General features: G+C 69.0%; 18 protein-coding genes. 10 read left to right on the top strand and 8 right to left on the bottom strand.

Annotated elements, in window-relative coordinates; genetic code table 11:
- Positions 1-26: 26 nt before the first annotated feature.
- The 3 genes from MF610_RS14565 to MF610_RS14575 form a co-directional block, all read right to left on the bottom strand.
- Positions 27-1,148, bottom strand: a complete 1,122-nt coding sequence (locus tag MF610_RS14565; protein ID WP_242198778.1) for a phage portal protein — start codon at positions 1,146-1,148, stop codon at positions 27-29.
- A gap of 415 nt (positions 1,149-1,563) precedes the next feature.
- A complete protein-coding gene (locus tag MF610_RS14570; protein WP_242198811.1) occupies positions 1,564-2,871 on the bottom strand; it encodes a DNA-packaging protein in 1,308 nt (435 codons plus the stop codon).
- On the bottom strand, positions 2,868-3,356 hold the full coding sequence (locus tag MF610_RS14575) for a hypothetical protein (RefSeq protein WP_242198814.1): 489 nt from the start codon (positions 3,354-3,356) through the stop codon (positions 2,868-2,870). The genes MF610_RS14570 and MF610_RS14575 overlap by 4 nt, the downstream gene beginning before the upstream one ends.
- A gap of 256 nt (positions 3,357-3,612) precedes the next feature.
- Between MF610_RS14575 and MF610_RS14580 the strand changes: the two genes are divergently transcribed.
- Together MF610_RS14580 and MF610_RS14585 are read left to right on the top strand one after the other, a co-directional pair.
- Complete coding sequence (locus MF610_RS14580) at positions 3,613-3,783, top strand: hypothetical protein (protein WP_242198817.1); 171 nt, start codon at positions 3,613-3,615, stop codon at positions 3,781-3,783.
- The gene (locus MF610_RS14585) at positions 3,780-4,148 is read left to right on the top strand and encodes an antitoxin Xre/MbcA/ParS toxin-binding domain-containing protein (RefSeq protein WP_242198821.1); all 369 of its coding nucleotides are present in this window, start codon (positions 3,780-3,782) and stop codon (positions 4,146-4,148) included. Before MF610_RS14580 ends, MF610_RS14585 begins: the two co-directional genes overlap by 4 nt.
- Before the next feature lie 284 nt (positions 4,149-4,432).
- Here MF610_RS14585 and dapF read toward each other — a convergent pair whose 3' ends face one another.
- Positions 4,433-5,383 (bottom strand): diaminopimelate epimerase, encoded by a 951-nt coding sequence (gene dapF, locus MF610_RS14590; protein WP_242198824.1) that lies wholly within the window; start codon positions 5,381-5,383, stop codon positions 4,433-4,435.
- Positions 5,380-6,039 (bottom strand): glutathione S-transferase family protein, encoded by a 660-nt coding sequence (locus MF610_RS14595; RefSeq protein ID WP_242198855.1) that lies wholly within the window; start codon positions 6,037-6,039, stop codon positions 5,380-5,382. Before MF610_RS14595 ends, dapF begins: the two co-directional genes overlap by 4 nt.
- A gap of 67 nt (positions 6,040-6,106) precedes the next feature.
- Between MF610_RS14595 and MF610_RS14600 the strand changes: the two genes are divergently transcribed.
- Entirely contained in the window at positions 6,107-8,527 is a 2,421-nt protein-coding gene (locus MF610_RS14600; RefSeq protein ID WP_242198858.1) for a DUF2339 domain-containing protein, read from the top strand.
- 37 nt (positions 8,528-8,564) lie between these two features.
- Here MF610_RS14600 and MF610_RS14605 read toward each other — a convergent pair whose 3' ends face one another.
- A complete protein-coding gene (locus MF610_RS14605) occupies positions 8,565-9,020 on the bottom strand; it encodes a DUF6456 domain-containing protein (RefSeq protein ID WP_242198876.1) in 456 nt (151 codons plus the stop codon).
- 100 nt (positions 9,021-9,120) lie between these two features.
- Between MF610_RS14605 and MF610_RS14610 the strand changes: the two genes are divergently transcribed.
- From MF610_RS14610 to MF610_RS14640, 7 genes are all read left to right on the top strand, one after another.
- On the top strand, positions 9,121-9,681 hold the full coding sequence (locus tag MF610_RS14610) for a helix-turn-helix domain-containing protein (RefSeq protein ID WP_242198894.1): 561 nt from the start codon (positions 9,121-9,123) through the stop codon (positions 9,679-9,681).
- Between the two features lie 206 nt (positions 9,682-9,887).
- Positions 9,888-12,164, top strand: a complete 2,277-nt coding sequence (ptsP, locus tag MF610_RS14615; protein ID WP_242198898.1) for a phosphoenolpyruvate--protein phosphotransferase — start codon at positions 9,888-9,890, stop codon at positions 12,162-12,164.
- A gap of 251 nt (positions 12,165-12,415) precedes the next feature.
- On the top strand, positions 12,416-13,240 hold the full coding sequence (locus MF610_RS14620) for a helix-turn-helix domain-containing protein (RefSeq protein WP_242198904.1): 825 nt from the start codon (positions 12,416-12,418) through the stop codon (positions 13,238-13,240).
- Positions 13,241-13,308: 68 nt separating this feature from the next.
- Complete coding sequence (locus MF610_RS14625) at positions 13,309-14,298, top strand: tetratricopeptide repeat protein (protein WP_242198906.1); 990 nt, start codon at positions 13,309-13,311, stop codon at positions 14,296-14,298.
- A 370-nt stretch (positions 14,299-14,668) separates the two neighbouring features.
- Positions 14,669-15,787, top strand: a complete 1,119-nt coding sequence (gene tilS / locus MF610_RS14630) for a tRNA lysidine(34) synthetase TilS (RefSeq protein ID WP_242198928.1) — start codon at positions 14,669-14,671, stop codon at positions 15,785-15,787.
- A 69-nt stretch (positions 15,788-15,856) separates the two neighbouring features.
- Positions 15,857-17,818 carry an ATP-dependent zinc metalloprotease FtsH gene (gene ftsH, locus MF610_RS14635; protein ID WP_277924130.1) on the top strand — a complete coding sequence of 654 codons (1,962 nt, stop codon included), beginning with the start codon at positions 15,857-15,859 and terminating at the stop codon, positions 17,816-17,818.
- 174 nt (positions 17,819-17,992) lie between these two features.
- Positions 17,993-19,921, top strand: a complete 1,929-nt coding sequence (locus MF610_RS14640; RefSeq protein WP_242198931.1) for a CocE/NonD family hydrolase — start codon at positions 17,993-17,995, stop codon at positions 19,919-19,921.
- A gap of 138 nt (positions 19,922-20,059) precedes the next feature.
- Here MF610_RS14640 and MF610_RS14645 read toward each other — a convergent pair whose 3' ends face one another.
- Both MF610_RS14645 and hisC read right to left on the bottom strand, forming a co-directional pair.
- The gene (locus MF610_RS14645; protein WP_242198949.1) at positions 20,060-20,968 is read right to left on the bottom strand and encodes a prephenate/arogenate dehydrogenase family protein; all 909 of its coding nucleotides are present in this window, start codon (positions 20,966-20,968) and stop codon (positions 20,060-20,062) included.
- Positions 20,968-22,062, bottom strand: a complete 1,095-nt coding sequence (gene hisC, locus MF610_RS14650; protein WP_242199224.1) for a histidinol-phosphate transaminase — start codon at positions 22,060-22,062, stop codon at positions 20,968-20,970. The genes MF610_RS14645 and hisC overlap by 1 nt, the downstream gene beginning before the upstream one ends.
- Positions 22,063-22,142 lie beyond the last annotated feature (80 nt).

Below are 22,142 nucleotides of genomic sequence, written 5' to 3' on the forward strand. Positions count from 1 at the left end.
CGCGTGAGCGGATCAAACAAGCGCCGTCACATCCCCACCAACCCCCGCTTCTCCTCCGCGCTCAGGAAATCCGCCGCCCCGACCCGCGCCCATAACTGGTCGCGCTCATCGGACAGCGCCGGCACCCGGTCGAGATCGACCGACAGCGCCCCCGTCCCCGACCAGCCATCGATCCCCTGCCCCAGCGCGCCCAGCACCCGGTTGCCCAGCGGCACGATCGTCTGCCGCCACAGCGCCCGGTTCGCCTCGCGGTAATTGGCGAAGGTATTGTCGCCCGGCAGCCCCAGCAGCATCGGCGGCACCCCGAACGCCAGCGCGATCTCGCGCGCCGCCTGCGCCTTCAACCCGACGAAATCCATGTCGGCCGGCGTCAAACTCATCGCCTGCCATTTGAGGCCGCCGTCGAGCAGCATCGGCCGCCCGGCATTGGCCGCGCCGGCAAAGGCATCGTCCATCTGCGCGCGCAGCCGGTCGAACTGCTCGCCCGACAGCACCCCGCCATCGCCCGGATCATGGACCAGCGCGCCGGACGGGCGCGCGGCATTGTCGAGCAGCGCCTTGTTCCACCGCGCCGCCTCGTTATGGATCGCCACCGCCCCGGCCGCCGCGCCGAGGCACCCCAGCCCATAATGATCGTCGACCGGATGGAAGCCGCGGATGTGCACCAGCCCCGGTCGCCCCGCAGCATCGTCGGCGGCGATCCGCATCACGCGTTCCCCGACCCGATACCGATACGCCGCCGGCCACCCGGTCGCATCCGCCTCGACCGTCACCCGCTCGGGCCGCAGCGCATACAGCTCGCCGATCCCGCCCGCGCCGTCGTCGATCAACTGGATATAGGCATTGCCGTGCAGCAGCAGCTGCGCCGCCACGCTTTCGAGCAGTTCCTGCCCCGCCGACCGCGCCATCACCAGCGCCACCGCGCGGGGATCGCCGCTGACCGGCATCGCCGCCATTCCCTCCGCCACGATCCTGACGGCACGCTGCGCGATCGGATTGGTCAGATACGCGGCGCGCACCTGCGCCTCATACCCCTGCGCCCATCCCCCCGCCGCCGGCCCGCTCCCCTCGCGCCACAACGTAGCGCCCCCATGCGCCAACACCGGCCGCGCGCCCTCGCGCACAGCCTTGCGTCCGAACCATTTCATGGCTGTTCTCCCGAATGAAAAAAGGCCCCGCGTCGCCGCGAAGCCTGTGATTTCGCCTACCTCACCTCACACCCACCCACCCACTCCGTTCGGTTCGAGCAGCTTCGAGCTTGTCGAGAAGCGTCCGTCGAGAACGGGTAGTTTGGAGCAACCCCTTCTCGACTACGGTTCTCGACAGGCTCGAACCTCCGCTCGAAGCAAACGGGGGCGGGCGGGGAGAGGAGGGAGGAGGAAAGCAGGCGAACGGCCCAGCCGTAAACCCCCGCGCAGGCGGGGGTCCAGAGCCCCAACCACCACCGCCCGCAACCCTGGAGCCCCGCCTCCGCGGGGATACGCCCGGGACGAACCAATCCCGACCCCAACCCCCAAACGTCATCCCAGCGAAGGCCGGGACCTCCCGTTGCAAAGCCCCCCCTCACAACACCCGAATCATCGCCACGCCCCGCGCGCTCAGCATCAGCTCATGCATCGCCCACACCAGCGCATCGGCCCGGTCCGGCGACCGCCCCGGCCCCGCATACCCGCCGCCGGCGACCAGCCCGCACAGCTCGTCTTCCAGCGCCGGGAAGCTGCCGGCATGGAACGCCCGCCCGCCCTCGTACAGCAGCACCACCGGCTCGGCCCGCGCCGCCTTGCCGCGCGACGCATGGACCAGCGTCACCGGCAGTCCGGCATCGGCGGCGCGCAGCACGCTCGCCACCATCGCCCCGCCCTGGTTCGATTCGGCCACCACCCGGTCGGCGCCGTGTCGCGCCGCGCACGCCGCGACCGCCCCCGCCCAGCCCTCGGGCGACAGCCCGGCGACGGTCGCATCCTCGATCACATAGGCCAGCCCGTCGCTCCCGCGCCCGACCGCGACGATGCCGCATGCATCGCCGTCCACGCCGGCAGGCGGATCGACCCCGATCACCACCCGCACCAGCGCCGGCACCGCCGCCGCCCGGCACCGCTCGATCAGTTCGCGCGACCACAGCGCGCCCGCCACGTCCTCGATCAGTTCGCCGTCCAGCTCCTGCCGCCCCAGCCGCGTGCCCGCATACGCCCCCTCGATCTGCGCGAAATAGCTTTCGGACAGATGGACATTGTCGCGCGACCGCCCGCCGCTGATCCGCACCCCCGGCATCCCGCGGATACGGCGCAGCAGGGGCACGACCCGCGGCGTCGTCGTCACCAGTGTCTGCGGCCGCTCCCCCATCCGCATCCCCATCATCAGGTTGTCCCACGCCGCATCGGCGTTGCGCCATTTCGCCAGTTCGTCGCACCACGCGATATGATGCTCCGGCCCGCGCAACCCTTCCGGGCTTTCGGCGGCATAGACATGCGCCTCCGCCCCCGATCCGAACTCGATCACGCCGCGCGACGGCCGGTACACGACCGGCCCGTAATGCCGCCCGACCGCCAGCAGGCCGGCGGGGCCACGCACCATCACGCTCTCCACATCGCGCCGCGTCGCCCCGACCAGCGCGATGCGCAGATCGCGCTGCGCCGCCGCCCGCGCGCACACCCACTCCGATCCGGCGCGCGTCTTGCCGAACCCGCGCCCCGCCTGGATCAGCCACACCGTCCAGTCATTGTCGGCGATCGTTTGCCCGTCATGCGCCCACAGCGTGAAGCGCGTCAGCAACTCGCGCCGGCGGTGCGGCGTGACCTTCAACAGAAACCGTTCGAGTTGCGTATCATCCAGTTCGGCCATCGCCGCGACCAACGGGTTGACGCCGCTCATACCCGCCGCTCCTGCTTGCCGCGCATCGCCTTGATCCGGGCGATCAGCATCGCGTCGGTTTCGGCTTGGGTGGCCCGCAACTGCGCCTCGCGACGACCGCTACCCGGTTTCACCACGGCGCGATGCCGGTCGAGCAGCTTGATCGCCTGTTCGACACTGATCGTCCCCGTCACGACCGTATCGGGATCGCCGACCTGCACTCCCTCCAGCGCAGCGATCGCCTTGGATACCAATATCGCTTCCAGCCGGTCGTACCCGGTCAGCAGCGCCATGCGCCATTGCTCGGCAAAGGCCGGATCACGCCGCCGCAGCGCATAGACGCTGGCCTGCGACAACCCGACCGCCTCGGTCGCGGCCCGCACGTTGCAGGTCGCTGCGACGTGATCGAGAAACCGTTCACGCCGGCTCGGCGTCCATCCCTGCGCGATGCGCTGTTTCTGCACCGGACGGTTGCCGCCGCTCGTCAGCACCTCTTCCCTGTCCATATCCCGCCCCCCAGACGCAATGCGGGGCCGACAGCGTTTCCGCCCGGCCCCGATCCCCACAATTCCCGATGTTCCTGTTTTGTGCCATATCAGCGTGACGATGTCAAGCGCGATGTTCCCATATGGTTCGTTTTCTCGCAGCCATGGCGAAACGCTTACCGCATCCCCATATCGTATCCATCGTTGGCAGATGGTCCGTAGGCGCCAGCGACCGGGAGACGCACGCGCTTCCGCTTACGCTGTTGGAGCGTCGAACATGGACCTCAACTATTTGCTGCATCGCCATCAAGTCGCGCTGATGCGCGCCGCCTCCGCCACGACGCGCGAAGCCGCCTGTGCCCATGGCGGCATGGCGCGCGGCTACGAACGCCAGATCGCCTCGCTGCGTGACCTGCTCGGCGCCTCGGGCCGGATGGTGACCGCATGAGCGCGCTCGCCGAACAAACCGCGCCGGAGATGCTGCCGGAGATGCTGGACGCACCGGTCGATGCCGCACCGGCCGCTCCGGTCGATGCTGCACCCGCCGACGCGACGCCGGCCGAACCCGCACCGCGCCCCGGTGCGATGAAGTTTCGCCGCAAATACACGACGGTCCGCCTGACCCCCGAACAGGCCAGTCGCCAGGGCCAGGTCGCGACCAGCGCGTTCCGCCGCTTCGGCGAGCGCGATGCAGCGGTGGCGTTCCTCAACGCCCATGACGAAGCCCTTGGCGGCCGCCCCCTCGACCTCGCGATCGCGAGTGCGGAAGGGCTGGCGCAGGTCGAGGCCGCGATGGCGGAGCGGACGGCCTAGGGAGGCCTTTGCCGACAAACCGACCGAACTACCCCACGGTTCGGTTCCACCCACACCGTTTGTCTCACCCACACCGTTTGGTTCGAGCAGCTTCGAGCTTGTCGAGAAGCGTCCGTCGAGAACTTAGTCGCTTGAGGCACCCCTTCTCGACTTCGGTGCTCGACAGGCTCGAACCTGCGCTCGAAGCAAACGGGGAGGCCTTGAACGGGGTGTGCTTGAACGGGTTGGTCCTGAACAGCGAGGTCCTGAACGGCGCGCTATTAAACAGGCGGCACCGCCCCCCTTCACAATCCCGCCAGCATCGCCTCCCACGCCGCAACCTCGTCCTCGCGCCGCCCCAAAATCCGCAGCGGCCCCAGCGCGCCGCTGACCGGATCGACCTCGACCTCGCCGTCCCATTCGAACGTCGCATTGCCGGCGATCGTCACCACGTCGCCGACCTCGGCCTTCGCCCGCACCATGCCGCCGCGGTTGAAGACGCGGGTCTCGACCCCCCAGCCGATCCGCCCGGTCCGCGCCGCCGCCAGCGTCGACGCCGCCATCGCGCTGCCGCAGCTGTTGGTCAGCCCGACGCCGCGTTCATAGGTCCGTACGAACAGCGCGGGCGCATGCCCCTCCTCGCGCAGCTCGACGAAGCTCACATTGGCCCGCGTCGGGATCAGTGCCGGCGCCCCCTCGCACCAGTCGCCCAGGCGAACCAGCTCGCCGTCGTCGACCGCATCGACGAACGCGACCAGATGCGGGTTGGGCATCGCCACCGCGGTGAAGGCACGGTCGCTCGGCAGGCCGGGGATCGCCGCCTCGACGAACGGCCCCTCGCCCACGGTCAGCCCGACATCGTGCGGAGTGAGCGACACCGGCCCGACCTTCGTCTCGATCGTCGCCACGCCCGGTGCGATCGGCGCGACGACCCGCGCCTGCGCCGCGCTCTGCTTCAACCGGACCTGCCCGGCCTCGGTCCCCGTCACCTCGAACCCCAGCCGCGCGGTACAGCGCAGCCCGTTCAGACACGTCTCCGCCTCCGACCCGTCGGGATTAAACATCCGCATCCCGAAAACATGACGGTCATCCGACGCCGTCAACAGCAAAATGCCGTCGCCGCCGACATCGCCCTTCCGATCGGAAAGCGCCCGCGCCACCTGTGCCCACTCCGCATCGCCCAGCACGATTGCCCGCGCATCGATCAGCGGAAAGTCGTTGCCCGACCCATGGCACTTCACGAACGTAAACCTCATGCCACTACCCTTGCCCGCGCCTTCGCGATGAACGCCCGCTCACCCGCGACGCGCGTCGCAAAGGCCGGTCGCGCCAGCATCGTATCGAGATAACGCGCCAGGTTCGGATAGACCGCCGTATCGATCGGCGCACAGGCGTGCAGCGCGCTGGCGAACGCACTGGTGACCGCGATATCGGCCAGCGTCAGCACGTCGCCGACCAGATACACCCGATCGCCGATCTGCCCGTCCAGATACCCGAGGATCGCCGGCCACTGCTCGCGCTCCACCCTATCCGCCGCCGCCGCATCGCCCGTTACGCCGCGAAACAACGGCCCGACCACCCGGTTGAACAACATCGTCCGCCCTGCCGCAAACACCACCGTATCCGCCACCTCGTCGAACCAGATCGTGCGGCCGCGCGCCTGGCAGTCGGCGGGAAGCAGCGCCGGTTCGGGATGCTTCGCCTCCAGATACGTCACGATCGCGCTCGAATCGGCCAGCGCGAAGTCGCCATCGACCATCGCCGGGATATGGCCGAACGGGCTGATCGCGCGGAATGCGGGCGATGCGTCGCCGGGCGCGGTCGGGATCAGGTCGAACGCGACGCCCTTTTCCTCGGCAAAGACCGCGACCTTGCGGACGAACGGCGAGATGGTCGAACCGTATAACTGCATCGTGCAGGTCTCCGTTGGCCCGGAAAGGGGCGACACCGATGGTCCGCCTGTGCCACAACCTGCGCCAGTGACGGAAGTACTCCTCATCGTCGTGATCGCGCTTGGCATTGCGCTGTTCCGCCTGCAGCGGCGGGTCGCGGCACTGGAGGCCCGCGACTATCGCCCGGCAGCCCCCGTAGCCGAAGCGGTGCCGACGCCGATCCCGGTCCCGATCCCGTCGAAAGCACGCCGCCCGGCCCACCAGCGCCCGGCCATGCCACGCATCGATTTCGAAACGCTGGTCGGCAGCCGCCTGCCGGTGTGGATCGGCGGGCTGGCGCTGGTCGTCGGCGGCATCTTCCTCGTCCGCCTGTCGATCGAGGCGGGGTGGCTGACCCCGGGCCTGCGCACCTTGTTCGCCGCGCTGTTCGCGCTGGCGCTGCTGGCCGGCAGCGAAGTCGCCCGCCGCCTGCCCGCCACCCGCGACGATGTCCGCATCGGACAGGTGCTGGCCGGGGCGGGCATCGCCTCGGCCTATGCCACGCTCTACCTCGCCGCCGCGCTCTACCATCTGGTCGGGCCGCTCGCCGGGTTCGCGCTCATGCTGGGCGTCACCGCGTTCGGGCTGTTCCTGGCGCTGCGCCACGGGCCGCCGACCGCGGTCATGGCGCTGCTCGGCGGGTTCGCCGCGCCGCTGGTCGCGGGCTATGACGCGGCGGGGATCGGGCCGCTGCTCGTCTATCTCGGCCTGTTCGTCGCCGCATTGCTGGCGCTGGCGATCGCGCGCGGCTGGGCATGGCTGGCGCTGTCGGCGCTGGTCGCGGCGTTCGGCTGGGCCGGGCTGCTGATCGCGCTGGTGCCCGGCGCCGATCTGGCCGCGATCGGCGCGTTCGTCATCGCACTGGCGATCGGCGGCACGCTGGCCGCACCGCGCGCCACCATTGCCCGGCCATGGCTGCGCGGCGCCCCGCTGCTGGCGGCGCTGGTCCAGCTGCTCGCACTCGCACCGATGCTCGATTTCTCCGCGCTGGCATGGGGCTTCTACCTGACGCTGTCGGCCGCCGCGCTGTTCCTCGCATGGCGCGACGCGACGCTGCTCCCCGCCGGCATCGCCGCCGCGATCCTCGTGACGCTGCTGGTCGCCATCGGGCTGGTGCAAGGCGCGGGTGCCACCCCCGCTGCCCTCCCGATCGCGCTGCTGCTCTTCGCCGCGGCCGGAGGACGCCGCGCGCCCGGCTGGGCAGCGATCGCGCTGATCGGCACCGCCGGCCCGCTGCTCGCGGCACAGATCGTCGCGCCGGCCCTGCTGCCGCCGATCGGCTGGCTGGCCGCCAACCTTATCCTGACGTTCGCCGCCGCAGCCCTCGCCCGGCGCCAGCGCGACCGCAGCGGCACCGGCGATATCGGCCTCGTCGGCGGCATCGCGGTGGCCGCGCTCGGCGTCGGCCTCGCGGTCGCGGCGATCGTCCCGCCGGCGTTCGCCGTCTTCGCGCCACTGGCCGCGCTCGGCGTGCTGCTCGCAGCCGCCAAATTTGACCCGCTCGTGCCCAACCGGCTGGCGCTGCTGCCCGTCATCGTCCTGCTGACGCTCGCGATCCGCCCGCTGTCGGACGTCGCGCTCGCCTTGGGCGTATCGCTGATCTGGGAGGAACTGCCGTATCTCCACCTGCCGTCGGCCAGCGACGCCGCCCGCCTGCTGCTGCTCCCGGCACTGGCGCTGCTCGCTGCCGCGACTTGGCAGCGCCCGCTGTTCGGCCCCGCCCGCCGCCTGATCCTGCCCGCAGCGTCCGCCGTCGCCATCCTCGGCCTCTACGTCCTGCTCAAACAACCGCTGGCGATCGCGACTCCCGAAGCCTTCGCCGTCCACGGCTTTATCGAACGCGCGCTGCTGAGCGACCTCGCCCTCCTTGCCGGCGGGCTCCTGTGGACCCGCCACCGCCCGCTGCCGAACGCGCTGGTCACCCTCGCCCTCGCGCGCATCCTGTGGTTCGACCTGCTCGGCCTCAACCCCGCGCTGGTCCCGCAACAGGTCGGATCCCTGCCGCTGCTCAACGCCGCCACGCTCCACCTCGCCTTCGCCGCGCTCGTCGTGTGGCGCTGCACCGGCCTGCCGCGCCGCAGCCTGATCGCGGCGCTGCTGACCCTCGCTGCGACGCTCGCCACCATCCGCCAGATCGCGCATGGCACATTGCTTACCGGTCCCGTCGGCATCGCGGAGAATTGGGGCTATTCCGCCGCGATGCTCGCGCTCGCCATCCTGTGGCTGTGGCGCGGGCTGGCCGTGCGCAGCGCCGACCTGCGCCGCTTCGGCCTCGCGCTCCTCACCCTCACCACGCTGAAAGTGTTCCTGATCGACGCGTCGGCCCTCGAAGGCGTGCTGCGCATCCTGTCGTTCATGGGGCTGGGCGGCGCGCTGATCGGCATCGGCTGGGCCTATCGGCGGTTCGTCACGCCAGCCGATGCGGCACCGGCACCCTCCCCGACCCCGCCACCGACGACAGTATCCTGATTGGGTGGCGGGGTCGGGGAGCGGGCCGGTGCCGGCTTCACCTCAACCGATAATGCCCCGCCAGCCGATCGAGCGCCAGCGTAAGCACCAGCCGCCCGGCCCTTGCCGGCCAGCCCAGCGCCTTCTCCGCCGCCGGCAGCCCCTCGTTCGCACACACCGTTCGCCACAGGATATCCGCCAGCCCCGGCCCCACCGCCGCGATCGCCGCATCGAACCGCGCCTTCGCCGCCAGCTGCCCACCCGACGGATCGGCCGGCACGCCGGCACTCCCGCGCGGCGCAGCGTCCCACCGCATCGTCACCCGCAGCCCCAGCGCCGCGCGCTCGTAATCGCCGCGCAGACGCTCGCCCGCCTCATATTGCCGCGCATCGACCAGCGCGCGCGACCGCAGCCAGTCAAGCGGCGATTCGCGCAGATTGACCTGCACCCGTCGCCCGCCATCCTCGTTCCGCACCCGTCCGTCGACCAGCCGCCGTTCCACCAGTTCGCGCACCCGCCGCTCCCTTGTTCGATTCGCCGACGGGGTTGTCACGAACGTATAGTTGTAGGAAAGCGTTTGTACCAAATCGGTTTGCCGCTCGAGAGGACGTCCCATGATCACCGCCATCCGCGAAGTCCGCCGTGCGCAGGGCCTGACCCTCGAAGAAGTCGCAATCCGCTGCGTGCCGCCCACCACCGCGCAGACCATCGGCCGCCTCGAAACCGGCACGCGCACCGTCTCCGTCGGCTGGCTCAACCGCATTGCCGCTGCGCTGGCCGTCGACACCGCCGACCTCGTCCGCCTGCCCGATCGTCCCGACATCCCCGTCGCGGCGATTCTCGACGGGTCGGGCGCCGCCGCCCCGCGCCGCGCGATGAGCGTCACCCCGCCGCGCGCCGAACCCGAACTGGTGGCGATGATCGTGCAGGCGGCCACCGGCGACTATCGCGCGGGCGACATGGTGTGGTGCCGCCGCCTCGCCCCCGCCGACTATATCGCCGCGCTCCACCGCGACGTGCTGGCCCCCGGCCCCGCCGGTCGCTTCGCCTTCGGCCGGCTGCTGGCGTTCGACGGCGACATGGTGTCGCTGCTGCCCACGACGCTGGGCACCGGCCCGGTGGCGCTGGTCGCCCCATGGATCGCGGTGGCGGAGCGGCTGGTGCGGAATCTCTAAAGCTCCAAACGTCACCCCAGCGAAGTCTGGGGTCTCCCGGTTGGAGAACGCAGCCTTCACCACGCAGAGACCCCAGCCTTCGCTGGGGTGACGCAAGCGGCGGCAGGCAGGAATGACGATGCAGCTGACGCCCCCCAACCCCAACTTTCCCCGACGTCGCCCTAAAGCGTCGTGACGCCCCCGCCTTCCCGTGTTAGCCCTCGTCCATGCCCGTCTCGGCCACCGCCTCCGCCCGCGAAATCCTGACCAACCTTCACGACGTGATGGCGTCGCGAAGTCCGGCGCAGGCTAAGCTCAACTCGGTCGTCCGCATCATCGCCGAGGCGCTGGATAGCGAGGTCTGCTCGATCTACCTGCTGCGCGAAGGGCTGCTCGAACTCTTCGCCACGGTCGGCCTGTCGCAGGAGGCGGTGCACGTTACCAAGCTGGCGCCGGGCGAGGGCCTTGTCGGCACCATCGTCGCCAATGTCGAAACGCTCAACCTGGCCGAAGCGGCGACCCATCCCGACTTCGCCTATCGCCCCGAAACCGGCGAGGAAATGTATCACAGCTTCGCCGGCGTGCCCGTCATCCGCCGCGAACGCGCGGTGGGCGTGCTGGCGGTGCAGCATGCCGATCCGCGCCGCTATGCCGATGTCGAGATCGAGGCGCTGCAGACCGTTGCGATGGTGCTGTCCGAACTGATCGCCAATGCCGACCTGATCGACGCGACCGGCGGCGCGTCGATCCGGCCGCAGGCGACCGGCGCGGTGCGCGTGCCCGGCTTCAAGCTGGTCGAGGGGATGGGCGCGGGCGTCGCCGTCTTCCACCAGCCGCGCATCGTCATCGAACATACCGTGGCCGACGATACCGAGGCGGAGCGCCACCGCGTCTATGCCGCGTTCGACAAGATGCGCGACCAGATCGAACGCATGTCGAACCAGGCCGAATTCGGCGTCGGCGGCGAACATGACGAGGTTCTCGCGACCTACAAGATGTTCGCCTATGACGAGGGATGGTCGCGCCGCATCAACGAGGCGATCGACAGCGGCCTGACCGCCGAAGCCGCGATCGAGCGCGTGCAGCAGCGCACCCGGATGCGGATGCGCGAGATCAAGGACCCGCTGCTCGCCGACCGGATGCACGACCTCGAGGACCTGTCCAACCGGTTGCTGCGCATCGTGTCGGGCCAGCTCGGCACCGCCGCGCAGATGGGCCTGCGGCAGGACACGATCCTGATCGCCCGCAATCTGGGTCCGGCCGAACTGCTCGAATATGACCGCCGCCGCCTGAAAGGGGTGGTGCTGGAGGAAGGGTCGCTGACCGCGCACGTCGTCATCGTCGCCCGCGCGATGGGCGTGCCGGTGCTGGGCCGCGTCCGCGACGTCCGCCGCCTGATCGCGGAGGGCGACCGCCTGCTGCTCAACTCGGTCGAGGACCTGCTGGTCATCCGCCCGACCCCGGCGATGGAGGAGGCGTTCGAAGCCAAGCTGGCGCTCACGCAGAAGCGCCGCGCCGCCTTCGCCGCGATGAAGGGCGAACCGCCGGTGACGAAGGACGGCCACCGCGTCACGATGATGGTCAATGCCGGCCTGCGCGACGACGTGGCGGCACTCGACCTGACCGGCGCCGACGGCATCGGCCTGTTCCGCACCGAATTTCAGTTCCTCGTATCGGCCACCCTGCCGCAGCGCGAGCGCCAGCAGCGCCTCTATCGCGACGTATTGGACGTGGCCGGCGACCGCCCGGTCGTGTTCCGCACCGTCGATATCGGCGGCGACAAGGCGCTGCCCTATCTCGACCATGCCGAGGGGCATGACGAAGAGAACCCCGCCATGGGCTGGCGCGCGCTGCGCCTCGCTCTGGGACGCGAAGGGTTGATGAAGGCACAGGCCCGCGCCCTGATCGAAGCCGCGGAAGGCCGCACGCTGAACGTCATGTTCCCCATGGTGTCCGAACCCTGGGAGTTCGAGGAAGCCCGCACCCTGTTCGAGGCGCAGCGCGAATGGTTGCGCGGGCGGGGCAAGGCGCTGCCGACCGACATCCGTTACGGCGCGATGCTGGAAGTGCCGGCGCTCGCCGACGTGCTCGATTTCCTGTGGCCGCAACTCGACTTCCTGTCGATCGGCACCAACGACCTGACCCAGTTCCTGTTCGCCGCCGACCGCGCCGACCCGCGGCTCGCGGTGCGTTATGATTGGCTCAGCCCGGCGATCCTGCGCTTCCTCCGCCGCGTCACCCGCGCCGCGCACGAGGCGGGCAAGCCGGTCGCGGTCTGCGGCGAGATGGGCGGGCGTCCCCTCGAAGCGATGGCGCTGATCGCGCTCGGCATCGACCGCCTGTCGATCACGCCCGCCGCCGTCGGCCCGGTCAAGGCGATGATCCGCTCGCTCGACCGGCAGGCGGCGATGGCCGAGATCGACCGTCTGCTGGCCACCCCCAGCCGCACCCTGCGCCCCGCGCTGGAAGACTGGGCCAGGGCCAACAACGTGGAACTCTCCTAAATCCTCCCCGCTCCGCGGGGAGGGGGACCGCCGCGAAGCGGTGGTGGAGGGGGATCGCCTCGCAAAGCAACCGCAGTGTATGCCGACACCCCCTCCACCAGCTGCGCTGGTCCCCCTCCCCGTGCCGGGAAGGATAGGCGAGTCCTCGCCGCAATTCCTCGCCACTTGCCCGCTCCGGCGTTGACAGCCGCAGCCCGCTGGCCGAAACCGCGAGACGACCGGGGGCGGACAGCGGGTTTGGAAGGGTACGAATGATGGACGGCGACAGCACCACGGGCACGCCGCGGACGGCGGGCATGATGCTGCGTTCGGCACGCGAGGCGCAGGGCCTGACCCTGTCCGACGTCGCACAGCGCACCCGCATTCCGCTGCGCCACCTCGAAGCGGTCGAGGACGGCAAGTTCCAGGCGCTCCCGTCGATCACCTACGCGATGGGCTTCGGCCGCGCCTATGCCCGCGCCGTCAACATCGATGAGACCGAGGTCGCGCGTGCGCTGCGCGCCGAACTCGCCGCGAACTATCAGCGGCCCGAACCGCTGCAGGACCTCGAACCGATCGACATGCGCCGTGGCCCCTCGGGCGGGCTGGTGGCGATCGCCGCAGCGGTCGCGATCGTGCTGCTGCTCGGTGTCGGCCTGTATTTCGGCACGTCGCTGTTCCGCCGGGACGAGGCGGTGACCGCCCCCGCCGCGACCGTCGCCGGCGATCTCGGCATGCTGCCCTCGCCGACCCCGGCCCCCGGTACGACAGGCGGTGCCGCCCCGGCATCGGCCCCCGTACCCGCCGGCGGCGGACAGGTGACGCTGACCGCGACCGGCCCGGCGTGGGTCCGCATCTTCGACGACACCGGCACGCTGGTGAACAAGGAAATGGCGGCGGGGGAGCGCTACGACGTGCCGATGGCCGCGAAGAACCCGCAGATTCGCACCGGCCGCCCCGACCTGATCACCGTCACCGTCAACGGATCGAACGTGCCGCCGCTCGGCACCGCCGAACGCGCGGTCACCGTCGGCATCAGCGCCGAGGCGCTACGCGCCCGCGGCGAAGCATCGCCGACCCCGGCACCCGTCGGTTAAGCATGGCGACAGGTCGGTCGCCTAGGGTCATACTGCCTGTTCACCGTCATGCTCCGGGGGGAGTTTTCATGCGTTATCTCAAAGCCCTGCCGCTCCTCGCGCTAGGTCTTCTCGCCGCCCTGCCCGCCACGGCCCAGACCACGACCCAGATCGAACCGCGCGTGAACAAGCTGGAGCGCGAGATGCGCGCGGTGCAGCGGAAGGTCTTTCCCGGCGGCGCGCCCAATCAGGTCGAACCGCAGATCACTGCCCCGACCCAGCCGACCGAAATCCCCGGCAGCCCGTCGAGCGGCCCGCTCGCCACGCTGACCTCGCGCGTCGATGCGCTCGAATCGCAGCAACAGGCGCTGACCGGCCAGCTCGAACAGGCGCAGTATAAGCTGCGCCAGCTCGAATCGTCGTTCGAGGCGTACAAGAGCGCGACCGACACGCGGATCAAGGCGATCGAGAGCGCCGGCGCCCCGCCGATCGCCCCCGCCACCCCCGGCGCGGTCGCCGCCGCGGGCGACACCTCGACCGACGCGCCGCCCCCGCGCGGTCCGGGCAATGGCGGCGGGACGCTGGGCGGCGGCACGGTCCGCCCGCCAGTCGTCACCGCCCCCGCCGCAACCGCCGATCCCGCCCGCGCCAGCCGCATCGCCGCGATCGAAAAGGCCAATTCGGGTGATGCAGCGGAGGACGGCTATCTCTACGGCTTCCGCCTGTGGAGCGCGAAGCTCTACCCCGAAGCGATCGCCGCGCTGCGTCCGGTCGTCGCGAAATACCCTAAACACCGCCGCGCCAGCTACGCCCAGAACCTGATCGGCCGGTCCTATCTCGACGACGGCAAGCCCAGCCTCGCCAGCCGCGAATTCTACGACAACTACAAAAACATGCCCGAAGGCGAACGCGCCCCCGACAGCCTGTTCTATCTGGCCGATGCGCTGGTGAAGTTGAAGAAGACCAAGGAAGCCTGCGACGTCTATGGCGAGCTGACCGACGTCTATGGCGAGAAGATATCGGCCACGATGAAGGCCGATGTCGCCAGGGGTCGTAGCGCTGCGAAATGTGCGGCGTAGAGGCAGTCGCGTGCCTCTCCGTTCGTGCTGAGTAAGGGCTGAGCTTGTCGAAAGCCTGTATCGAAGCACGTTTGGGGCTCCTTCGATACGCTGCTTCGACAAGCCCGGCAGATATGCAGGACAAACGGGTGGAGTGAAGCGGAGTGGACGGACCGCCCTCACCCACCCCGTTCGGTTCGAGCAGCTTCGAGCTTGTCGAGAAGCGTCCGTCGAGAACTCCCTGCTCGGGGCAACCCCTTCGCGACTTCGGTTCTCGACAAGCTCGAACCTGCGCTCGAAGCAAACGGAGGGTTAGAGACATGGAAGAAGGCGTAGCTGGCCGAACTGAACTAATGCCCCGCCGCCCTGCCTCACGACTACTAGAACGCCTATGATCTCCGCCGAGGCCGCCACCCGTTTCACAACTGACCTGACGGCGCTGACCCCCGCCCCGACCACCGACCGCCCCCTCGCCATCGCGGTTTCCGGCGGCCCCGACTCGATGGCACTCCTCGCCCTCGCCACCACCGCCTTCCGGGGCGCGATCATCGCCGCCACCGTCGACCACCGCCTGCGCGCCGCCTCGACGCACGAAGCCGCAATGGTCGCAAATTGGTGCCACGCGAACCACATCCCCCACGCCACGCTCGCCCCCGACCGCCCCCCCGCTGGCGCCAGCATTCAGGCACAGGCGCGCCACGCCCGCTACGCGCTGCTCGCCGACTGGGCACTAGCGGCGAACGCCTGTGCCATCGCCACCGCGCACCACGCCGACGACCAGGCCGAAACCTTCCTGATGCGCGCCGCCCGCGGATCGGGACCGGCGGGGCTGGCCGGCATCCGCCCGCGTTGGGCGTTCGACGCCGCCAGCTGGCACGCAACCCACCTCCACACGTCACCCCAGCGAGGGCTGGGATCTCCCTCGCTAGATCGAAACACCAGCCAGCCGCGAGACCACAACCTGCGCTGCAGTGACGATCCGGGCGAACGAGGGACTGCGACGAAACGCATCCCCATCCTCCGCCCCCTCCTCACCTGGCGCCGCACCGAACTGCGCACCCTCGCCGCCGACCTGCCCTTCGTCGATGACCCCTCGAACACCGACCCCCGCCACGATCGCACCCACGCCCGCGCACTGCTGGCCGACAGCAACCTCGATCCCGTGGCCCTCGCCGCCGCCGCCGCGCATTGCCGGGAGGTCGACGCCGCACTGACCGACACCGTCGACTGGCTGTGGCGCACCCGCCGCCGCGACGCCGAAGTTGGCGAACACCGCATCGACATGACCGACCTGCCCCGCGAACTGCGCCGCCGACTCGCCCGCCGCGCGATCGGCGCCGTCCGCCGCGACCATGCCATCACCGAAGGCCAATGGTCCGACGCCGCCAACATCGAATCGCTGCTCAACGCGCTCGAATCGGGCCAAAAGGCGACCCACGCCGGCGTCCTCGCCTCCGCAACCCGCGGAATCTGGCATTTCCGCCCCGCCCCGCCGCGCCGATCATACTGATCGACGTTGTTCCATTGCCATTAACCCGGGCAAGCCTATCTTGGGTGCACTGAGAGGTAGCACGTCCGCATGAACGATAACGACAAGCAGAACGGCCCCGAAAACAACGGCGGCAATCCGTGGATGAAGAGCCTGTTGATCTGGGTCGGCATCCTGGTGTCGCTCGCGATCTTCGTCCAGCTGTTCAACGGCCCGTCGACGCAGAGTCAGGGGCAGGTGATTCCCTATTCGACCTTCCTGAACAAGGTCGACGAAGGATCGGTGCGCGACGTGAACATCGCGACCAGCACGATCACCGGCACCTACACCAATGACGACAAGTTCCGCACCAACGCGCTGAACGATCCCAACCTGATCGAACGGCTGCGCGCCAAGAACGTCGTCATGAACGCACGTCCGGAGGAAGGGCCGAACATCTGGATGGCGATCCTCGTCCAGTCGCTGCCGTTCCTGCTGTTCCTCGGCATCGCCTTCTTCGTCCTGCGCCAGATGCAGAAGGGCGGCGGCGGTGGCGGCGCGATGGGCTTCGGCAAGTCGCGCGCGCGGATGTTGACGCAGAAGGAAGGCAAGGTCACCTTCGACGATGTCGCCGGCATTGACGAAGCGCGTGCCGAACTGACCGAGATCGTCGACTTCCTGAAGGACCCGACGAAGTTCGCGCGCCTCGGCGGCAAGATTCCGAAGGGCGCGCTGCTGGTCGGTTCGCCCGGTACCGGCAAGACGCTGCTCGCCCGCGCGATCGCGGGTGAGGCCGGCGTGCCGTTCTTCACGATTTCGGGGTCGGATTTCGTCGAAATGTTCGTCGGCGTCGGCGCCAGCCGCGTCCGCGACATGTTCGAACAGGCCAAGAAGTCGGCCCCCTGTATCGTCTTCATCGACGAAATCGACGCGGTCGGCCGCCATCGCGGTGCGGGCCTCGGCAACGGCAATGACGAACGCGAGCAGACGCTGAACCAGCTGCTGGTCGAAATGGACGGGTTCGAAGCGAACGAGGGCATCATCATCGTTGCGGCGACCAACCGCCCCGACGTGCTCGACCCCGCGCTGCTGCGTCCGGGCCGTTTCGATCGTCAGGTCGTGGTGCCGCGCCCCGATATCGAGGGCCGGATCAAGATCCTGCAGGTCCATATGAAGAAGGTGCCGTTGGCGCCCGATGTTGACGCCCGCGTCATCGCCCGCGGCACGCCGGGTTTCTCGGGTGCCGACCTCGCGAACCTCGTCAACGAAGCGGCGCTGACGGCGGCGCGCAAGGGCAAGCGCCTCGTCGCGAACCAGGAGTTCGAAGAGGCGAAGGACAAGGTCATGATGGGTGCCGAACGGCGCTCGATGGTGATGACCGACGACGAAAAGCGGATGACCGCCTATCACGAGGCCGGCCACGCCATCGTCTCGCTGCACGAACCGGCATCGGACCCGATCCACAAGGCGACGATCATCCCGCGCGGCCGTGCGCTGGGCATGGTGATGCGTCTGCCGGAACGGGATTCATACAGCTATCACCGTGACAAGATGTACGCCAACCTGTCGGTCGCGATGGGCGGCCGCATCGCTGAGGAGATCATCTTCGGCTATGACAAGGTGTCGTCGGGCGCCTCGGGCGACATTCAGCAGGCGACCAGCCTCGCCCGCGACATGGTCACCCGCTGGGGCATGTCCGATGCGGTCGGCCCGGTCGAATATGGCGAACCGCAGGGGGAAAGCTTCCTCGGCTATTCGTCGTCGGCCCCGGCGCGCATGTCGAACAAGACTGCCGAACTGATCGACAGCGAGATCAAGCGCATCGTCGAAGGCGGCCTCGATCGCGCGCGGCAGGTGCTGACCGACCATGTCGACCAGTTGCATACGCTGGCCGGGGCGCTGCTCGAATTCGAAACGCTGTCGGGCGACGAGATCAAGCGGTTGATCGCGGGCGAGGATATCGGCCGTGACGAGGGGACCCCGTCGACCCCGCTCGCGGCCGGCGGCACTTCGATCCCGAAGACCCGCCGCCCGCGCGGTCCCTTCGGATCGCCGACACCGCAGGGCGCCTGACCGCGTCATTCATGCCAACTTCGACGGCGGCGTCCCCTTCGGATAGAGGGGGGCGCCGCTGGTCGTTAATGGTTCCTGTGCGCCAACTTCGTAACCTTCGAAGCCGTCCGTATTGACTTCCCGCCCGCGCGGTCGAACGATGTAACATCGTCCCATCCGTGGAGCCCGCCCCCGATGCGTATCCGTCCGCTTCTCCTCGCCTGCACCCTCGCGCTCGGTGCCTCGACCCTCGCCGCACAGACCGCCCAGCCCGGCCCCGATATCTGGCCGCCGAAGGGCGACATCCCGGCGAACTTCTTAGCCCCGACCGACAAATACGACTATGTGAAGCGCGAAGTGATGATCCCGATGCGCGACGGGGTGAAGCTGCATACGGTCATCATGATCCCGAAGGGTGCGGCCAACGCCCCGATCCTGCTGACCCGCACCCCGTACAACGCCTCGGGCCGCGTCGCCCGGGCCGACAGCACCAGCTATGTCGCGGCCCTGCCACAAGGTGATGAGGTGTTCACCCGCGCCGGCTATATCCGCGTGTTCCAGGACATTCGCGGCAAATATGGGTCGGAGGGCGAATACGTCGTAACCCGCCCGGTCCGCGGGCCGCTCAACCCGACCAATACTGACCACGTCACCGACGCGTACGACACGATCGACTGGCTGGTGAACAAGGCGAACCTGCCCGAAAGCAACGGCCGCGTCGGCATGCTCGGGTCGTCGTACGAGGGCTTCACCGTCGTCATGGCGCTGCTGAACCCGCATCCCGCGCTCAAGGTAGCCGCGCCCGAAAGCCCGATGATCGACGGCTGGATGGGCGACGACTGGTTCCATTACGGCGCCTTCCGGCTGGCCAATATCGGCTGGATCGGCAGCCAGACCGGCTACAAGGGCTCGGGCAGTTCCCCGCCCTCGACCACCTATGACGATTACGACCAGTTCCGGAACGTCGGCTCCGCCAACGACTGGGCCAAGGCGTCGGGCTATGCCCAGCTGCCCTTCTGGCAACGCTTCGTCGCGCACCCATCCTACGACGCCTATTGGCAGGGACAGGCGCTCGACAAGCTGATTGCCGCCAATCCCTCCAACGTGCCCACCATGTGGGAACAGGGCCTGTGGGATCAGGAGGACATGTACGGCGCGATCACCGCATGGGAAGCGCTGAAGGCCAAGGGCAAGGGCGGCAACAACTTCCTCGTCATGGGTCCCTGGCGGCACAGCGGCGCGAATTACGACGGCTCGACGCTGGGCGACATCAAGTTCAACGGCGACACCGCGCTGCAATGGCGCGAGAGGTATCTGTTCCCGTTCTTCGACCAGTATCTGCGCGATGGCCGCCCCGCCTTCACCCCGCCGCAGGCGCTGATCTACAACACCGGCGAGAACCATTGGGACGAATTGCCCCAATGGCCGCTGTCGTGCGAGAAGGGCTGCGCCACCCCGCTCAAACCCATCTATCTGGGTGCGGACGGCGACCTCGGTTTCGCCCCGGCGAAGGCTGGTGGCGACAGCTATGTCTCCGACCCCGCCAAGCCGGTTCCGCACCTCTCCCGCCCGGTCAATTTCGACGATGGCCGGTGGAAGGCATGGCTGGTTAGCGACCAGCGCCATGTCGACGGTCGCGGTGACGTCATGACCTACCAGACGCCGGTGCTGACCCAATCGGTCAAGGTCGCCGGCGCGCCGATCGCCGACATCTTTGCCAAGACGACCGGCACCGATGGCGATTTCGTGGTGAAGGTGATCGACGTCTATCCCGACGTAGTACCGGGCCAGCCGGCAATGGGCGGCTATCAGCTCCCCATCAGCCTCGACATCTTCCGCGGGCGCTATCGCAACGACTTCGCCAAGCCCTCGCCGATCCCGGCGAACAAGACGCAGCGCTACCGCTTCCGCCTGCCAACGGTGAACCATGTGTTCCAGCCGGGCCACCGGATCATGGTGCAGGTCCAGTCGTCGCTGTTCCCGCTCTACGACCGCAACCCGCAGACGTACGTCCCGAACATCTTCACCGCGCCCAAGGACGCGTACAAGAAGGCGACGGTGACGATCGAACGCGGCGGTGCCAGCCCGAGTGCGGTGTGGTTGCCGGTGGTGGCGGGGCAATAACCGGCACCCCTAGACCGAGCCACAAACGTCACCCCAGCGCAGGCTGGGGCCTCTCCGTGGTGGGCGATCCGCTATCCAACCGGGAGACCCCAGCCTGCGCTAGGGTGACGTTTGTGGAAACGGGTGGAGGGAAAGTCCCTACCCGTGATCCCGCCCGAAATCCTCGCGCGCGTCATCCTGCCCCTGCTCAACGATCGACCGCCGGATCGCCCGCGTGCGGGTGAACAGGTCGAACAACTCGTCGCCCTTGTCCCAGCGGATCGCGCGCTGCAGCGCCGACAGGTCCTCGGAAAAACGCTGGAGCATCGCCAGCACCGCGTCCTTGTTCGCGAGGAACACGTCGCGCCACATCGTCGGGTCGGACGCGGCGATGCGGGTGAAGTCGCGGAAGCCGCCCGCCGAATATTTGATGACCTCGCTCTGCGTCACCGCCTCCAGGTCGGACGCGGTACCGACGATGGTATAAGCGATCAGGTGCGGCAAATGGCTGGTCACCGCCAGCACCAGGTCGTGATGCTGCGCGTCCATCGTGTCGATCTCGGCACCCATTCGACGCCAGAATTCGGCAACCCGCTCGACCGCTGTCGCATCGGCATCGGCGGCGGGGGTGAGGATGCACCAGCGCCCCTTGAACAGCGTGGCGAAGCCCGCATCCGGCCCGCTGCGTTCGGTGCCCGCCACCGGATGCGCCGGCACGATCGCGACGCCCGGCAATGCCTCCGCCAGCGCGGCGGCGATGCCCGCCTTGCTCGATCCCACATCGCTGACGATCACGCCCTCGGGCAGGTCGGCGGCAATCTCGGCGGCGACCGCACCGATCGCGCCGACCGGCACGCACAGAATGACGAGGTCGGCATCGACCACCGCCGCGCCGGCATGATCGGTGCAGTCGTCGACGATCCCCAGCGCGCGGACCTGCTCGCGCGCTTCCGCCGACGCGTCATGTCCGGTCAGCCGCACGGTCGGCATCTCCGCACGCACCGCCCGCGCGATCGACGATCCGATCAGCCCCAGCCCGATGATGGCGACGCGGGAGAAGGGCAGCATCAGCCGCCCACGATCTCGCGCAGCGCGGCGGCGACCCCGCGCACCTCCGCCTCGGTCCCGATCGAGATGCGCAGGCCGTTGGCCAGCCCCTGTCCGGGCAGCCAGCGGACGATGAAGCCCTTGTCCATCAACGCCTGATAGGCATCGCCCGCGCTGACCGGTCCTTCGAACAGCACCAGCACGAAATTGGCCTTGGACGGGACGGCGCGCAGGCCGGCATTGCCCATCGCCGCGATCTCGCCCTCGAACCACGTCCGCCACTGGCGGTTGTGCGCCCGGCTCGCCTCGACGAACGCCTTGTCGCGGATTGCGGCGATCGCCGCCTGCTGCCCGGCGGTGGTCACGTTGAACGGCGCGCGGATGCGGTGCATCGCGTCGATCGCCTCCGCCGAACCATAGCCCCAGCCGATCCGCTCGGCGGCCAGCCCGTGGATCTTCGAAAAGGTCCGCGTGACCAGCACATTGGGCTGGGTCTTGGCCAGTTCGAGACCGTGATCGTCCTCGACCGGCTCCAGATATTCGGCATAGGCCTGATCGAGCACCAGCAGGACGTCCGACGGCAACCCGGCGTGCAGGCGCGCAATCTCGCTGCGCGCGGCGAAGGTACCGGTCGGGTTGTTCGGATTGGCGACGAACACGACGCGGGTCCGCTCGTTCACGCAAGCGAGGATCGCATCGACATCGGTCGCATGATCCTTGTCCGGTGCGATCACCGGAGTCGCGCCGACCCGCCGCACCGCGATCTCATACACCGCAAAGCCGTAGCGGACGAAGATCACCTCGTCGCCCGGCCCGGCATAGGCACCGGCGGCGAGGTGCAGCACTTCGTCCGATCCGGTGCCATAGATGATGCGCGCCGGGTCCAGCCCATGCGCCTGCCCGATCGCGACGCGCAGGTCGGCAGCGGCGGGGTCGGGATAGCGCTCGAGGCTGCGGTCCGCGGTCGCGAAAGCGGCACGGGCATGCGGCGAGGTGCCGAGCGGGTTCTCGTTCGAGGACAGCTTCGCCACCTGACGCCCATCGTCGGTCTTCGACCGGCCGGGGACATAGGGGGCGATGTCGAGAATCCAGGGCTTGGGAGCGGGGGCGTTCATGCCGTCGGCACTGGCAAATGCCGGGCGTGAACGCAAGGTTTGGGGCATGCCCTCCATCGTCATTCCCGCGCAGGCGGGGA

Source organism: Sphingomonas hankookensis, assembly GCF_022664465.1.
Lineage (GTDB): Bacteria > Pseudomonadota > Alphaproteobacteria > Sphingomonadales > Sphingomonadaceae > Sphingomonas > Sphingomonas hankookensis.

Excerpts from the sequence above, each read along its gene's own strand:
- MF610_RS14565 (WP_242198778.1), bottom strand. The coding sequence starts at position 1,148 with ATGAAATGGTTCGGACGCAAGGCTGTGCGCGAGGGCGCGCGGCCGGTG.
- MF610_RS14570 (WP_242198811.1), bottom strand. The coding sequence starts at position 2,871 with ATGAGCGGCGTCAACCCGTTGGTCGCGGCGATGGCCGAACTGGATGAT.
- MF610_RS14575 (WP_242198814.1), bottom strand. The coding sequence starts at position 3,356 with ATGGACAGGGAAGAGGTGCTGACGAGCGGCGGCAACCGTCCGGTGCAG.
- MF610_RS14580 (WP_242198817.1), top strand. The coding sequence starts at position 3,613 with ATGGACCTCAACTATTTGCTGCATCGCCATCAAGTCGCGCTGATGCGC.
- MF610_RS14585 (WP_242198821.1), top strand. The coding sequence starts at position 3,780 with ATGAGCGCGCTCGCCGAACAAACCGCGCCGGAGATGCTGCCGGAGATG.
- dapF (WP_242198824.1), bottom strand. The coding sequence starts at position 5,383 with ATGAGGTTTACGTTCGTGAAGTGCCATGGGTCGGGCAACGACTTTCCG.
- MF610_RS14595 (WP_242198855.1), bottom strand. The coding sequence starts at position 6,039 with ATGCAGTTATACGGTTCGACCATCTCGCCGTTCGTCCGCAAGGTCGCG.
- MF610_RS14610 (WP_242198894.1), top strand. The coding sequence starts at position 9,121 with ATGATCACCGCCATCCGCGAAGTCCGCCGTGCGCAGGGCCTGACCCTC.
- ptsP (WP_242198898.1), top strand. The coding sequence starts at position 9,888 with ATGCCCGTCTCGGCCACCGCCTCCGCCCGCGAAATCCTGACCAACCTT.
- MF610_RS14620 (WP_242198904.1), top strand. The coding sequence starts at position 12,416 with ATGATGGACGGCGACAGCACCACGGGCACGCCGCGGACGGCGGGCATG.
- MF610_RS14625 (WP_242198906.1), top strand. The coding sequence starts at position 13,309 with ATGCGTTATCTCAAAGCCCTGCCGCTCCTCGCGCTAGGTCTTCTCGCC.
- tilS (WP_242198928.1), top strand. The coding sequence starts at position 14,669 with ATGATCTCCGCCGAGGCCGCCACCCGTTTCACAACTGACCTGACGGCG.
- ftsH (WP_277924130.1), top strand. The coding sequence starts at position 15,857 with ATGAACGATAACGACAAGCAGAACGGCCCCGAAAACAACGGCGGCAAT.
- MF610_RS14640 (WP_242198931.1), top strand. The coding sequence starts at position 17,993 with ATGCGTATCCGTCCGCTTCTCCTCGCCTGCACCCTCGCGCTCGGTGCC.
- MF610_RS14645 (WP_242198949.1), bottom strand. The coding sequence starts at position 20,968 with ATGCTGCCCTTCTCCCGCGTCGCCATCATCGGGCTGGGGCTGATCGGA.
- hisC (WP_242199224.1), bottom strand. The coding sequence starts at position 22,062 with ATGAACGCCCCCGCTCCCAAGCCCTGGATTCTCGACATCGCCCCCTAT.